The 14,530-nt window shown below is 39.0% G+C and carries 11 protein-coding genes; 3 read left to right on the top strand and 8 right to left on the bottom strand.

Going from position 1 to position 14,530, the window contains the following annotated elements; translation table 11 throughout:
* Positions 1-198 precede the first annotated feature (198 nt).
* The 3 genes from I4641_RS05290 to I4641_RS05300 all read right to left on the bottom strand — a co-directional run bounded on the left by I4641_RS05290 (position 199) and on the right by I4641_RS05300 (position 2,524).
* On the bottom strand, positions 199-1,830 hold the full coding sequence (locus I4641_RS05290; protein ID WP_229639428.1) for an alpha-D-glucose phosphate-specific phosphoglucomutase: 1,632 nt from the start codon (positions 1,828-1,830) through the stop codon (positions 199-201).
* 271 nt (positions 1,831-2,101) lie between these two features.
* Complete coding sequence (locus I4641_RS05295; protein WP_229639429.1) at positions 2,102-2,299, bottom strand: hypothetical protein; 198 nt, start codon at positions 2,297-2,299, stop codon at positions 2,102-2,104.
* Positions 2,300-2,335: 36 nt separating this feature from the next.
* Positions 2,336-2,524, bottom strand: coding sequence for a hypothetical protein (locus I4641_RS05300; RefSeq protein ID WP_229639430.1), 189 nt, complete (start codon positions 2,522-2,524; stop codon positions 2,336-2,338).
* 575 nt (positions 2,525-3,099) lie between these two features.
* On the opposite strand from I4641_RS05300, the gene I4641_RS05305 reads away from it, so the two are divergent.
* The 3 genes from I4641_RS05305 (at position 3,100) to I4641_RS05315 (ending at position 7,303) form a co-directional block, all read left to right on the top strand.
* Positions 3,100-4,437: a hypothetical protein gene (locus I4641_RS05305; protein WP_229639431.1), complete on the top strand. Its 1,338-nt coding sequence runs from the start codon at positions 3,100-3,102 to the stop codon at positions 4,435-4,437.
* 475 nt (positions 4,438-4,912) lie between these two features.
* On the top strand, positions 4,913-5,446 hold the full coding sequence (locus I4641_RS05310; RefSeq protein ID WP_229639432.1) for a hypothetical protein: 534 nt from the start codon (positions 4,913-4,915) through the stop codon (positions 5,444-5,446).
* A 132-nt stretch (positions 5,447-5,578) separates the two neighbouring features.
* Positions 5,579-7,303 carry a CocE/NonD family hydrolase gene (locus tag I4641_RS05315; RefSeq protein ID WP_229639433.1) on the top strand — a complete coding sequence of 575 codons (1,725 nt, stop codon included), beginning with the start codon at positions 5,579-5,581 and terminating at the stop codon, positions 7,301-7,303.
* 3 nt (positions 7,304-7,306) lie between these two features.
* Here I4641_RS05315 and I4641_RS05320 read toward each other — a convergent pair whose 3' ends face one another.
* The 5 genes from I4641_RS05320 to I4641_RS05340 all read right to left on the bottom strand — a co-directional run bounded on the left by I4641_RS05320 (position 7,307) and on the right by I4641_RS05340 (position 14,447).
* Complete coding sequence (locus I4641_RS05320) at positions 7,307-10,093, bottom strand: cation-translocating P-type ATPase (RefSeq protein WP_229639434.1); 2,787 nt, start codon at positions 10,091-10,093, stop codon at positions 7,307-7,309.
* Positions 10,094-10,162: 69 nt separating this feature from the next.
* Complete coding sequence (locus I4641_RS05325; RefSeq protein ID WP_229639435.1) at positions 10,163-11,257, bottom strand: calcium/sodium antiporter; 1,095 nt, start codon at positions 11,255-11,257, stop codon at positions 10,163-10,165.
* 44 nt (positions 11,258-11,301) lie between these two features.
* Entirely contained in the window at positions 11,302-11,793 is a 492-nt protein-coding gene (locus I4641_RS05330) for a hypothetical protein (protein ID WP_229639436.1), read from the bottom strand.
* Between the two features lie 77 nt (positions 11,794-11,870).
* Positions 11,871-12,323: a hypothetical protein gene (locus I4641_RS05335; RefSeq protein WP_229639437.1), complete on the bottom strand. Its 453-nt coding sequence runs from the start codon at positions 12,321-12,323 to the stop codon at positions 11,871-11,873.
* 345 nt (positions 12,324-12,668) lie between these two features.
* Positions 12,669-14,447 (bottom strand): spondin domain-containing protein, encoded by a 1,779-nt coding sequence (locus tag I4641_RS05340; RefSeq protein WP_229639438.1) that lies wholly within the window; start codon positions 14,445-14,447, stop codon positions 12,669-12,671.
* Positions 14,448-14,530: the final 83 nt, after the last annotated feature.

The raw sequence follows: 14,530 nt of genomic DNA on the forward strand, positions 1-14,530 counted from the left end.
TTTAATTTAAACCCTTTCTCTGCTTGGCTTTTGAGATTTAGGTGCGTCGCCCCTGGTAGTATGTCTATTACCCCTATTTAATGACTAGAGGGAAGTTTGGCAGGATTTCACTTTAATTACAGATTAAATCTGGCAAATCTTCCCGCCAAACTCCCTCTTTCTCAATATAATTCCAATTCCTAATTACTCGTTCTTTAATTAGGTAATTACAGTAGGCTCATCGCGCTTGGTGTATTCCTTAATTTGAGCTATCTCTTGCGCCAAATCGATCAAAGGTTTCAACGCTTCTTGGGTGTCGATATTATGCTTGCTAGCATCGGGTTCGTAACTCTCTACATATAACCTCAACGTTGCGCCTTTTGTTCCCGTACCAGAAAGACGGAAAACAATTCTCGAACCGTCGGTGAAACCAATACGAATACCTTGTTTTTTACTGACGCTATTGTCTACAGGATCGTTGTAGCTAAAGTCATCAGCGTATTTTACCTCATAGTTACCAAATTTTTTGCCAGCCATTGTACCGACCATACTGCGCAAACGCTCCATAAGTTCGGTAGCGGGTTCAGTAGCTACTTCTTCGTAGTCATGACGGGAATAGAAATTGCGTCCGTAAGTTTTCCAGTGATCTTGGACGATCGCTTCAACGGATTCTCCTTTTACTGCTAGTATGTTTAACCAGAATAGTACTGCCCATAGTCCATCTTTTTCGCGGACGTGGTTTGAACCAGTACCAAAACTTTCTTCTCCGCAAAGGGTAGCTTTGTCCGCATCTAGCAAGTTGCCAAAAAACTTCCAGCCAGTAGGAGTTTCATAGCAGGAAATATTTAACTTATCGGCTACTCGATCTACTGCTTCGCTAGTAGGCATACTGCGGGCAACGCCAGATAAACCATTTTTGTATCCTGGGACTAAAGTTGCGTTGGCGGTTAATACAGCCAGACTATCGCTAGGAGTAACAAAAAAGTTGTTGCCTAAGATCATATTGCGATCGCCATCACCGTCGGAAGCTGCACCAAAATCGGGCGCGTCTTTAGCAAACATAATGTCTACCAAATCGTGAGCGTATACTAAATTAGGATCGGGATGTCCCCCACCAAAATCCTCTAAAGGGATGCCATTTAGCACCGTACCTGAATCTGCACCTAAACGCTTCTCAAAGATATCTTTGGCGTATGTACCTGTAACTGCGTGCATAGAATCAATGCACATTTTAAAGTCATTTTTGATCAACTGACGAATCTTGTCAAAATCAAATAAAGACTCCATCAAGCGAGCGTAAGGCTCAACAGGATCGATAACTTCAACGCTCATTTCACCCAAGCGCGTCACGGTTAGTTTATCTAAATTAATATCATCCCCTTCCAGTATTTTATAGCTATCAATAACCTTAGAGCGATCGTAAATTGCCTCAGTTACTTTCTCTGGTGCGGGGCCACCACTAGTAATATTATATTTGATGCCAAAGTCTCCATCTGGCCCACCTGGGTTGTGGCTAGCAGAAAGAATAATTCCACCATAAGCTTTATATTGGCGAATAATAGCAGAAGCCGCAGGAGTAGACATAATTCCGCTTTTACCTACCAATATACGTCCAATACCATTGGCAGCAGCCATTTTCATAATGACTTGAATTGCTTCGCGGTTATAGTAACGACCATCCCCACCTAAAACTATCGTTTGACCTTCACAGCCATCTAAAGAATCAAATATTGATTGAACGAAATTTTCTAAATAGTGAGGCTTTTGAAAAACAGCAACGGACTTACGCAGCCCTGATGTTCCTGGTTTCTGATCTGAAAAAGGAGTTGTGGAAACAGTATTTATGTTCATGAAGATATCTAAAAATAGAGCTTTAATTACTGTAGATCGAAACTACATACTCCTAATTGCACCACTATCAAGGGATAGGTTGCGGTCTACTGTTTTACGAAAAATGTAGTAAACGTTAGGAAAATATAAAGTTAATTTTACAGGTCTACAGTAATTCCCAGGTTATTAAACATTACTCAAGTTTTTAACCTTTGTAGGATTCTCCCCATTACGCGAATTACCCCACTGTCCCACTACTAAACAAGTTCATTATGTATTTACCAATACTTTCTTAGTTTTTTTCAATGGCTAGTCTTTTAATCGTAGAGTTACCCATCAATTTGGCACTACTCAATGTGGGAAAGCTGCTATTGCAAGTATATATTTGACCCATGACGTTGAATACGCTAAAGCGATATGTTTGATCGACACATCGATAAACAGCAAGGGTACAGTCATCAATTCCTACTAAAATTTCGATAGTCATCATTTTTTTATTATTTGCTTGTTATATATCTTGTTATTTTTATGCAGCTTGTTTAACTGCTGAAGCAGAAGCAGTCATTTTATAAGTTTTGAAACCAGTTTTATTTCTTTTTTCTAATAGTTCCCACACTCTCAAACAGTTGTGCTGACAACCATAAGTTGCCAGTAGTTTTGTTTGTACGTAAATTCCCCATCGTTGGTTTGATAACTGTTGGATTGAATAAGTCATATTAAACCTTAGTATCGTGAGATTTACTTAAATTAAGATATATGTCTCTTTTTTTTTAAACCGTAATTATACGTAATTGTTTTAGAATTGAATTTTTTTTAAGTATTTTTACTGAAGATATTACAAAAGAATAAAATCCTTGAATTATCAAACTTTTGAATTTTTAGTAGTTATTTTTACTTATAATTAATTGGTGACATTAATAATTAGTATTGATTATTGATATAGTTGGGCAAACTAAGACTAATTTTATTAGCAAAAAAATGCTATTTTTACTTAGATAAAAGCTTAAATGGAGTGACTAAATAATGTCTCAGGAAAAACATAAAGAGAATAAATACATAATTTCTCTAGCTATTTTCTTATCTTTATTTTTAATTTCGTGTAGTGGTAGTAGTTCGAGTAATAGCAGAGGAGAAAGGAGTGCGCTCAAAAACAGTTGGTAATGTCAATCAGGCGATCGCTTATTAACGATCTCGCTTTTGAGGAAATAGAAATTTCAAGCCGAAATCAACAGAATTAAAGAAGCCAAAAAAAGGCAGTGTTTAAAGAGATGAATCAATTAAGACACTGCCATGAATCAAAATTATAACGATCTTATTGAACAAATCAGCAATCTTCTATTTGAAAAGATAGTAGAGGAAGAGCCAAATCTAGCTGAAAAAGTAAATCAAGTTGACACAGACTTATTATCATTGTTACGAGCCATTGGCTTGAGGGTGATGTCAATGTTATTAAGTTTGTTAGTTAATCAAGTTACAAGCCAAGTAAAACAACCTGGTTGGATTATCCATAGAAGACCGAAAATTAAATATACAGTAATCTTTGGGCAGTTGAAAATAGAGTCACCCTATTTATGGAATAAAAAAAATCAACAAGGAATTCGTCCTGTTACTGAAAAATTAGGAATTGCTCACGGAGATTACTCTATAGGAGTGAAACGAATCTTAACCGAGTTTGGAGCAGAAGAATCCTTTGAAGGAGCAGCCAAGAGGTTTCAAGAACATTACGGCTTTTGGGTTGAAAAAAATGCAGTTAGAAGAGAAGTCGAAGCGATCGCTAATTTAGGACAGCAATATATTGAGCATCGCTTGGATAGTCTTAAACAGCAAGCCGACGACCATAAAAATCAAACCCAAAGTTTACCCAGACTGATAGTTGAATTGGATGGTTGTCAGATTCGCACAGGAGTCTATGGGTGTGCTCAAAAAGCAGAATTAACTCCGAAACGTCAGCTCATCCAAAAAGAGCGAACAATTAATTGGCGTGAAGTCAGAGTTGGATTTGCACGTCCAGTTGACGACCGCCAAAAGCGAACTTTTATCGCTCGAATGGACAAATATCCTGCTGTAGTAAAACAACTGGTAGGTGCAGCTATTAATCAAGGGATGGGCAAAGAAACGGAAGTGACTGCCATTGCCGATGGAGGAAATGGTTTACGTGAGGCTCTTGAAGTGGGATTTCCTAATCTTAAATTTATTCTCGACCGTATTCATCTCAAACAACATATTTATCAAACTGCTGATGCTCTCAGCTTAACTGGTATACATTGTCAAATTTGGACTAGCCATCTTCTGAGCCTGATTGACCGAGGAAAAGCTAAAAAAGCGATTAAATTCGTCAATCGTTATTTTCACAACAGTCCAGCACTGAACAAATTAGACAACCTGTCCCAATATTTACAACGGTTTGCAGACGCTTGCCACTACGAGCTTTATAAAATCCAAGGATTACCAATCGGTTCTGGAGAAGTTGAAAGTGCCCATCGTTATATTCCTCAAAAGCGATTAAAAATTCCAGGAGCGACATGGCACCCCGATTCAATTAATCCCATGTTAGCTTTACGAGTTATCCGAGCCAATGAATGGTGGTCAGACTTTTGGACTCATCTCATCGAGAAAAAGCTGGCTTGATTTTACTTCTAATTTGGCTACAAAATTAAGCTAAAAAGCCTTTCTTCTGCTTTTTAATTAACCTTAAATTTCTAGGGCATTTACAAAAATTCCCCATCTTCGTGCTGTTTGAAAAATCAATCATTGAGAGAGACGATTAGACTTTTTTTAGTTCTACTTGACCGCGATCGCCTGATTGACATTACCAACTGTTTTTGAGCGCACTCAGGAGAAAGAGAAGATAATGATTCTATTGAAACCCAGCAAGAATGCTCTGATGGATTCGGTGATGCTAGCCGGTGTGATATTAGAGAGGAATTATAAATATTTAATGAACTAAAGCGATCGCCTATTTATCGTTTTCAATAATTTTATCTTCTAATATTAAATTTTTAATTCTCTATTCTTATGACTACCAACAAAAATATTCAAAATAATTATCAACAGCAATTAGTCAATTTAGCTCAAGCTAATGCTCAAATTTTATTGATTAAATTTGCTTCTGACGAACAGTTATTCGGAATTAACTTTTCAAGTAGGTTCGCAAGAATCATTTTTTGTCTCGGTAGAAACCAAAGGAGCGAATCAGATAGGAGAATATAATCTGACTGTAGACAGTATTAATGTAAATAATTTTAATCTAGAAAATCAATCGCTAACAGCAATAGATTCAATTCAAACTATAGATACTGTAACGGGCAGTTTAACGGATACAGATCTTGAATCATCTATTGAAATTGTTGAAGAAGATAGTTATTTGATAAAAAATGTAGAAGTCGGACAAGAGATTAAAGTAAGCTTTAGCAGTGATGTTTTTGATGGAAAACTCGATCTATTGCAAATCGATTCAACAGGAAGTATTCAATCTATTCTTGATGAAACTAACGAAGTTATAGGTATTGGTACTACTGAAACTGCTACTTTTATTGTTGAAGCAGATGCTAACTATTTGATTAGTGTCATGGGAGGGACTAATAGTGCTGATGCTATTAAAGTTGGCGAATATAATTTGATTTCCGAATTAATTTAAAAATCACGGAGAAGTTTGAGCTAGAAGTTTTAAATGTTGTTTTGGTAGATTTAGAAAAAGAAAAAAATTATCAATACTTATCCCAATTAGCGATAGGGTAATTTATGGCAGGAGAAAAATTCAGTTCCATAAATGGTCAAAATTATCAAACATACCGCTTCAATGCAAACTCGTGATGGGGTGAGGTTGGATGCAGATATATATAGTCCTGATACAAAGGAAAAACTACCAATTTTATTGATGCGTCAGCCTTATGGTAGGGAAATTGCTTCGACTGTAGTCTATGCTCATCCTCGCTGGTATGCAGCCCAAGGGTACATTGTAGTAATTCAAGATGTACGAGGAAGAGGAACATCAGAAGGTAACTTCGATCTCTTTAGTTATGAAATTGAAGATGGTTTTGATACGATCGCCTGGGTATCAAAGCTACCTAATAGTAATGGAAAGGTAGGAATGTATGGTTTTTCCTATCAGGGAATGACTCAATTATATGCAGCAGTACATCAGCCCGAAGCATTAGTTGCGATCGCTCCCGCAATGGTTGCTTACGATCTTTATACTGACTGGGCTTATGAAAACGGTGCGTTTTGCCTCCATGCTAGTTTGGCTTGGGCAATTCAATTAGCAGGAGAAACAGCCCGTTTAAAAGAGGATGAGGCTACTTATCTAGAATTATATAAAGCCAGTTGCAATCTACCTGTTAACGATCTTATTCCTGCTAACCCCGAACTAATGCAGAAGTTAGCACCAGATTCTTTTTATCATCACTGGTTAAATAATCCCCATCCAGATGCTGAGTATTGGCAAAAGCGATCGCCTAAATATTTATTAGAAAATATCGATTTGCCCATGCTTCATGTGGGAGGCTGGTTCGATCCCTATCTGCGGGGTACGTTAAACTTGTATCGAACTATGGCAGCTAAAAGCAAATATTCCCAACATCTTTTAGTAGGAGCCTGGGCGCATCTCCCTTGGGGCAGAAAATTAGGTAGGATTGATTATGGAATAGAAGCTCAAAATCCCATAGATGAGATTCAAATTCGTTGGTTCGATTATTTTCTTAAGGGTATTGATACGGGGCTTTTGGAAGAATCTCCCATTAGTTTGTTTGAAATGGGTAGCAATAAATGGCGAGAGTTTGACAGTCTTCCTCAAAGCGATCGAGTATATTATTTAGCTAGTGATGGTTTGGCTAGTATTCGAGAAGATAGCGGAATGCTGTGGCAATATGAAGAACCAGGGGATGGGGATGCTATTTCTCCTCGCGAATTATTAGAAACAGATTTAGCCGAACAAATGACGGAATTTGATAATAATATTGATATTATAGTTCGCGATCCCTGGCGACCTGTAATGGCATTAGGGGGACACGCAACTTATCCTGGAGGTTCGTTCGATCGCAGTGCTTTAGATAGTCGTTCGGATATTCTAACTTACACTTCTGCACCCATAGCATCAGATTTACATATTGCAGGAACAGTAAATTTAGCAGTTTATTGTAGTGTAGAAAAACCTAGTTTTGATTTATGTGCGGTTTTGTCTGTAGTCCAACCTGACGGTAAAGTGTTTAATTTTACTCAAGGCTATATTACTGTTAATTCAACTTCTCAAGAAATCCAAGCGGTTAATATTCCCTTACAGGATACTTGTATGTGTCTTGCAGCAGGAAATAGTCTGCGTCTTAGTATTAGTGCGGATTGTTTTCCTGCTTATCCTGTTAATCCTGGTACGGGTAAATTACCCTTTGAAACTCGTTTAATGGAAAGGGAAATTATTACGATCGCCATCCATTCTGGTGCGGATTATCCTTCACAAATCAAACTTACTACTGTAAATAAGAATAATTCTTATTTGTAAGATTTAACTTCTATTTAAGAACCATCGCTGGAATAGTTTTTCCATTTCAATCCAGACAAACATCAGCATACTAAAGCCAATGCAAATTCCTAACTCCGTAGGGCTAAGTAAATGAGTGTCAAAGAAATTGCGTAGGGGTTCGACGTAGATTAATAGTAGCTGTAATACGGTAGTTAGGGTTACTGCCCCTAATAAATAAAGATTAGAAAAGGGATTCATCTCAATAGTTAGTTTAATATCAGAACGAACCGCCAGAGCATGACCCATCTGCGCCAGACAGAGGGTAGTAAATACCATAGTTTTCCAGCGATCTGGGTTATGGTCGGCACTATCATAGTTGTAAGACCATACCATTAAGGTAATAGTCAATAGAGCAAAAATAATTCCGATTCTGACCATATACCAGCCCATACCACGGGCAAAGATACTTTCTTTAGGACTATGGGGCGGACGACTCATTACATTGGGTTCGGCGGGTTCTAATGCCAAAGCCAGGGCGGGTAAACCATCGGTAACTAGGTTCATCCAGAGAATTTGCAAAGGAGAGAGGGGAACGCCACCCAAACCAAGTAAGGGTGCTGCTGCAATAACCAATACCTCTCCGATATTGCTGCCTAAAATATATTTAATAAAGCGACGAATATTGTCGTAAACTACTCGTCCTTCTTCGGTGGCAGCGACGATGGTGGCAAAGTTATCGTCTAGTAAAATCATATCACTGGCTTCTTTACTGACATCTGTTCCTGTAATGCCCATGGCAATACCGATATCAGCTTGCTTGAGGGCAGGGGCATCATTAACCCCATCTCCCGTCATTGCCACAAATTCCCCCCGCTTTTGTAGGGCTTGAACAATGCGTAACTTGTGTTCGGGAGATACGCGAGCATAAACGTTTACTTTTTCGACTGCCTGTTCTAATTCTGCTGTAGACATTACTTCTAATTCTTGTCCAGTCAAAGAAGAATCTGTCAGAGCAGCAATACCCAATTTTCCAGCGATCGCCATGGCCGTTAGAGGATGGTCGCCAGTAATCATCATCGTACGTATTCCCGCTCTTTTACAGCGTTGTACTGCCTCTTTTACTTCTATACGGGGTGCGTCGAGCATTCCCACTAAGCCCAACCAAATCAGATCTCTTTCGCTCTCATCTTCTGTACTCGCGAGGGGAATTTCTTTTAGGGGTTTATAGGCGAAACCTAATACTCTCAAACCAATGCTAGCTAAATGATTATTAGTTTCTAGAATTTCTTGCTTTTGAGTAGAAGTAAAGGGTTCGGGACTGTCTTTAATAAAAATGCGATCGCACCTTTCTAAGATTGACTCCGTTGAGCCTTTGGTAAACATCTGGTAGGATAGTCTATTTTCATCCGCTACGATGACCGACATCCGCTTGCGCTCAGAATCAAAGGGAAATTCTTCTACCCGAGGCATTTGCTTTAGCTCTTCTTTAAAGATGCCTATTTTTCCCGCTAAAGTTAATAATGCTCCCTCGGTGGGATCGCCTAAGATAGTCCAATCTGTAGTTTTAGTAACAGGATTATGTGTACTTTGTAAAAGGGCATCGTTGCACAAAACACAAGCCTGGAAGAGTTTTCTAACTTCTAGAGAAATTTCTATTTGATTATTGTCCTGACAGTAAAATGTTCCTGATGGTTCGTAACCTTCTCCCGTAACGCTAAAGCGATCGGAGCCAGTATATACTTTTTGTACCACCATTTTGTTTTGGGTCAACGTTCCTGTTTTATCAGAACAGATCGTCGTTACCGAACCCAAAGTTTCTACTGCTGGCAGTTTGCGAATTAATGCCTGACGGCGAATCATTTTTTGCGTTCCAATTGCTAGGGTGACAGTTACTACCGCAGGTAAACCTTCAGGAACTACTGCTACCGCCATACTGAGAGAAATTTCTAACAGTTCGGCAAAAGCCGACCAACCCGATCGCAACACTCCCACAATGACTACCAAAGCTACTAATGCCATCGACCCCCCTACCAACACGTTACCCAGTTGAGTCATTCGCTGCTGTAGGGGAGTGGGTTCGCTTTCTACTGCCTGAATCATGGCAGCTATTCGCCCAATCTCTGTCTCCATACCTGTTCTGGTGACGATCGCTTTAGCCCTGCCCTGAACTACTTCCGTGCCTTGAAAGACCAAATTAGTGCGATCGCCCAAAGGTGCATTCTCTATTAAAACCGCACCAGCATCCTTGGCAATGGCAGTAGTTTCTCCCGTGAGGGTAGACTCGGCAATCTGAAAGTTACGGGTTTCGAGTAAACGTCCATCGGCAGCAATTTGTACTCCTGCCTCCAGGAGCATAATATCTCCAGGTACTAATTCTTTGGCTTCTATCTCTTGGGTAGCTCCATCTCTTACAACCCTTACATGGGGAGACGATAAGCGTTTAAGGGCAGCCAGAGCTTTTTCGGCTCGACTTTCTTGAAAATAGCCCAAGATGCCGTTTAAAATGACAATGCTAAAAATTGCGATCGCATCTTTGGGAAAATTATTCTGACGCAGATCTAAAATCGCTGAAACTATTGCCACCGCAATCAGCATCACCAGCATAATATTGGTAAACTGATCCCAAAGTATTCCCAAAGCACCCCGCCTTGCCGTCTCTTTTAATTCGTTGCTGCCAAAGTACAACTGTCGCTCGTAAACCCGATCAATACTTAAACCCCGATCGCGATCACTTTTTAATAATTCGGTAGTTTTTTCTCCGCTCAAGGTATGCCAAAGTTCATCAGTCCGAGGCATAGTAGCCGAATTGGAAGTAGTAGGAAAATTCATAATTATCGCTCTCTATAACAATGTCGTGCTGTCTTTAAGTAACTCAATTTGCCAATTTTTTAGTTGAATTTATAACGATCTTCTTTTCCCTGCTGCTCTTTTTTCTCGTATGCTAATAGTAACTAGAGTAATGACAGTAAGAGGTATCACAAACCAAAGCATAATGTCTATGTATGTAGGCAAAGTATCTTGTTTGGTGACATCTAAGACAAGATAGCCAGTATAGGCTAGGTAATAAAATAAAAATAGCAAAGCTTCCCAGCGATCAATGCGTTGACCAGAATAAAAAATTGGCAGACAGGCAAAAGCCACTGCGATCGCGACTGGAAGATCGAACTGAATTAGAGTTTCGCTGACTTGAATGCCGTCGGGAGAAATTGTTCCTGAAACCCCTAGTACAGCTAAAATATTAAAAATATTACTGCCTAAGACATTTCCCACCGCAATATCTCTCTCTCCTCGAAAACTAGCGACAACGGAAGTAGCAAGTTCAGGTAAGGATGTTCCAATAGCGACAATAGTTAGTCCAATTAGCAACTCATTGACCCCTAAAGCCGTAGCAATATTTACTGCTGAATCAACTAGCCAACGCGAACCTAACACTAGTAAAGCTAAACCACCAACAATCAAAATAATGTTCTTCAACCACAAGCCAGAAGTTACATTACCATCAAAACCATACTCTTGGGTAAATTCATCCTGGGTTGTCTTTTGTTTTTTACTTTGATACATCAAAGAAAGAGTATAGGCTATGGCACCAGTAAATAAGATAAGACTGTCAACTCGGCTTAATTTCCCATCCAGACAAAACATTAACAGTAACACCGAAACACCAATCATAATGGGCACATCAGAACGAATAATCTGTTTTGTCACAACTAGAGGGGTAACTAAAGCAGATAAGCCCAAAATCAGTAGCACATTGCAGATATTACTACCGACAACGTTGCCCATAGCAATATCACCCTGCCCTGACAAGCCAGACATAACGCTAACGAACATCTCTGGCGCGCTTGTACCATATGCCACAATAGTTAGTCCAATAATCAAAGGAGAGATTTGTAAAACAGCAGCGATGCGGGATGCACCCCTGACTAGGAATTCCGCTCCAGCCACTAGCAACACTAGTCCTGCCACTAAAAGCAAAAATGTTATTGAAGTCATAAATTAAAAAGAAATAAAAGAAATAAATATAGCTATTTTTGTGCTTAAACTTCGCTGCCTATACAAGCTCCGTTGCTAAACACTAAATATTCATGTATCGAATCTGTATCAAATCCTTTGCCTTTGGCTTTGGCTAAAAATGTTCGCCCTTCGACGTATTCATCTACAGTGCTTTCTCTGCCATAAACTTCAAAGTTAACTATCTCATCAGCTCCTGAATAACAGCTCAAGAGATCGGATTTGGTCAAATTCTTTGGAGCTTGGGCGACAGGGCGATCTATAATACACAGTCCCCCAGCAAAATTTAAGTTTTGTTCTCCCCTATCGGTTTTCACTTTGACTTTGTGGGCAAATTTATATTCATCGGCAAAGGGACCCGATATCATTTCCTCCCGTAAAATTTCTCTACCGCCAGAAAAACAAACGATAATCCCAGGAGAAATTTCAGGCTTAATTTGTCTGGCTGTTGCCGATCTCAGGTCAAAATTCAACCAAAAAAAACAGACAATTATCAGACACAGTAGAGCTTTAAACATTTTTGTATTTACTCGCTTGTAGAAATGTTATTGAACCAATTTTGATATATTGCTAAAATCCAAACCGAATCTAAGCATTAATAATGCAGTCCCACTCCCAAGCTAATAGCGATCTCTGAAATAATTATTCCCGTTGCTTTTCCCCAGGAACGACAAATCCAGTTTTTAATCAACCACTGCACCAAAACACACCCTATCGCTACCACAGTTGTGGTTGATGCCAAAATAAAGATCAGTTTAAAAAAAGAGTTAGATAGAGACATTAGTAACACCATCAGTACAAAAGCCAAAATCATTACTCCAATCAACCCCCCGACAAATAAGGTTTCCAAGTCAAATTTAATTTCCAAAATTATTCCCAATGCAATGCCCAATGCTAAAGCCAGATCTATTCCAGTAACATCAATAGAAGAGATAAATTGAGTAAAACCAAAAGAGATTGCCAATAGCAAATATATTCCCAGCCAGGGTAAAGATTGAGAGAATGATAGAGGCGAAGTAGGAAGCACAAACAAAGGCTTAATTTTCATTGAGAATACCTTATAAGGAAATAAATAAGACTTACTTGCTAGTTGCCGAACCCCAATGCGTAATGGTTTTAAGAAAATAAAAGTATTAAAAGTAGCGATCGCATCTTCATAATTAAGGACAAAAACCTTATCTGTTTTTTATTCGGTCACTAAATATACCAATTAGGTTTAGCATTGCTGTGACAGTTGTATGTCAGTTTTGATAAATCTTCAACAGCTTGGTTATTGGACTTTGGACAAAAAGAAAAGATAGTTTGCGGGCATCAGTCGCAAACTATCTTCTCAAAAAAAGGGATGATAAAAGCGATCGCTTTTAGGAAAAGACAAAAATCACTATACTAAGCGTTAAATAGTATCTACGTAAAAAGCAATTCCCCCATCTCCTTCCGCCACAAAATCTTCATTACTTAAATATCCGTCTCTCTCTGCTGGGGAAGTTGTGTAGAAATGGGTATCTAGTTCTGTATTATAAAAGCGATAAAGTGGTTCGGTATCTTCTATTTGTTGTTTATAGGCATAAAAACCAATCCCTTCAAAATTATAATTCTTTAGTCCCAGAACAGCGTCTCTTTCTACTTCAGAAGGGGTATAAAGATGTTGACCTGTAGAAGTATTGAAGAAGCGATATATAGGATCTCCCGTCGCTTCATCTCCTCCCAAAAATGCTATACCTTGGGAACGGTATTGAGGTAGGTTGTTCACAATATAGTCTCGTTCAATAATAGATGGGGTATAGAATTGTCGGAAAGAAACGATATCCAAAAAGCCATATATTTCTCGGCGAGTTGGCACTTGGGAAGAAGTAATCGTAATTCGGGCTAAATCGTAGTTAGGCTGAGTAAAATCAGCATTGCTAAAATCTGCCGCATTTAAAATACTCCCCTCTGGTTTAAACCCAGGATGGGGTGTAACTACTCTATTTTGATTTTCCCCTGTATTGGGAGTTGTTTGTCCAAAAAAAGCAGTATTGCTAGGTAATTCGTCATTTATTTCTGTTCCTGCATCTAAAACATCCGAACCTTTAACAGTCAGATCTACGCCCAAAAAATTACCATTGCGATCGAATATTTCGTGAGCAATACCATTACCATTAGCAACGAAAGCATCATTGGAAGGTAAGATCATTGAGGCGTAATTAAAGTAACGACTAGAACTTTGAGAACGATCTAGGATTACTTTGTGGGTTACTGTCTCTTCAGTGTCTAAAATTCCAGGATCAGCCCCTTTATTTCCATTAATTGTTCCCTGGACGTAACCCCAATCTCCTAGTGAAAATTCATTTGCTAAGATGCTCGCATCACCATCTTCGGCTAAACTTTCTAAACCAGGAGATGCAGGACGATTAGGATCGTAAGTTTCGTATGTACCATCGCTAAAGCCATACCAAACAGGGGATAATAAAGTGCCGTTCTCTGGGGCTAAATTAGTCACAGTAATGGTTAACTCGACTAAATTGGGATTAGTAACTATTCCGCTACCATCGTGTACGGTAAGTTTGGCAATTTCGCGATCGCTATCTACCAGATTTTCCGCACCAGGATAAAGACTCTCTAGTCTACCGCCGTTGATATATCCCGAACTTGGGCTGACTACCCCACCTTCTGACGTTCCTGTATTGGGTTGTTCTTGTCCTGCAAAAGCCGTACTGTTTTCATTTTCATCGTTAACTTCTGTTCCCGCATCCCATAAGCGATCGCCATAAATAATATATTCCCCAGAGTTTAAATTTCCCGTGTCATCAAATAAATCTATACTCCGAGAATCTTCGTTAGCAATAAAAATATCGTTGGAAGGGATAAACATCGAGGCATAGGATAAATACTGATGATTGGGATTTTCAGTATTTAATTCCAAACTGATTTGGGCAATTTCTCTTGGATCTATTACCGATGGAGTTCTATCTCCACCCACAATAAGGCGATCGATCCCAGACTGATAGTTGAATTCTTGGCTTAAAACTTCTGTATTACCATCTTCGGCTAATCTTTCTAAGCCAACCGAAGCGGGACGAAAGCGATCGAATAGGTCGAATCTACCATCGTGTACTCCAATCCAGGTAGGTGTTAGGAAAGTTCCTGCTTCAGTTGATAGATTCTCAATTGAAATATATACAGTTTCTGGCATCGTCTCGCTTTCATCTCAATGTAATTGACTGAAATTAGAATGCCCAAAATTTATTATTTATTTTCACAATTGAGAAAAATTAT

It is taken from the genome of Waterburya agarophytonicola KI4, from assembly GCF_020640915.1.
GTDB lineage: Bacteria > Cyanobacteriota > Cyanobacteriia > Cyanobacteriales > Xenococcaceae > Waterburya > Waterburya agarophytonicola.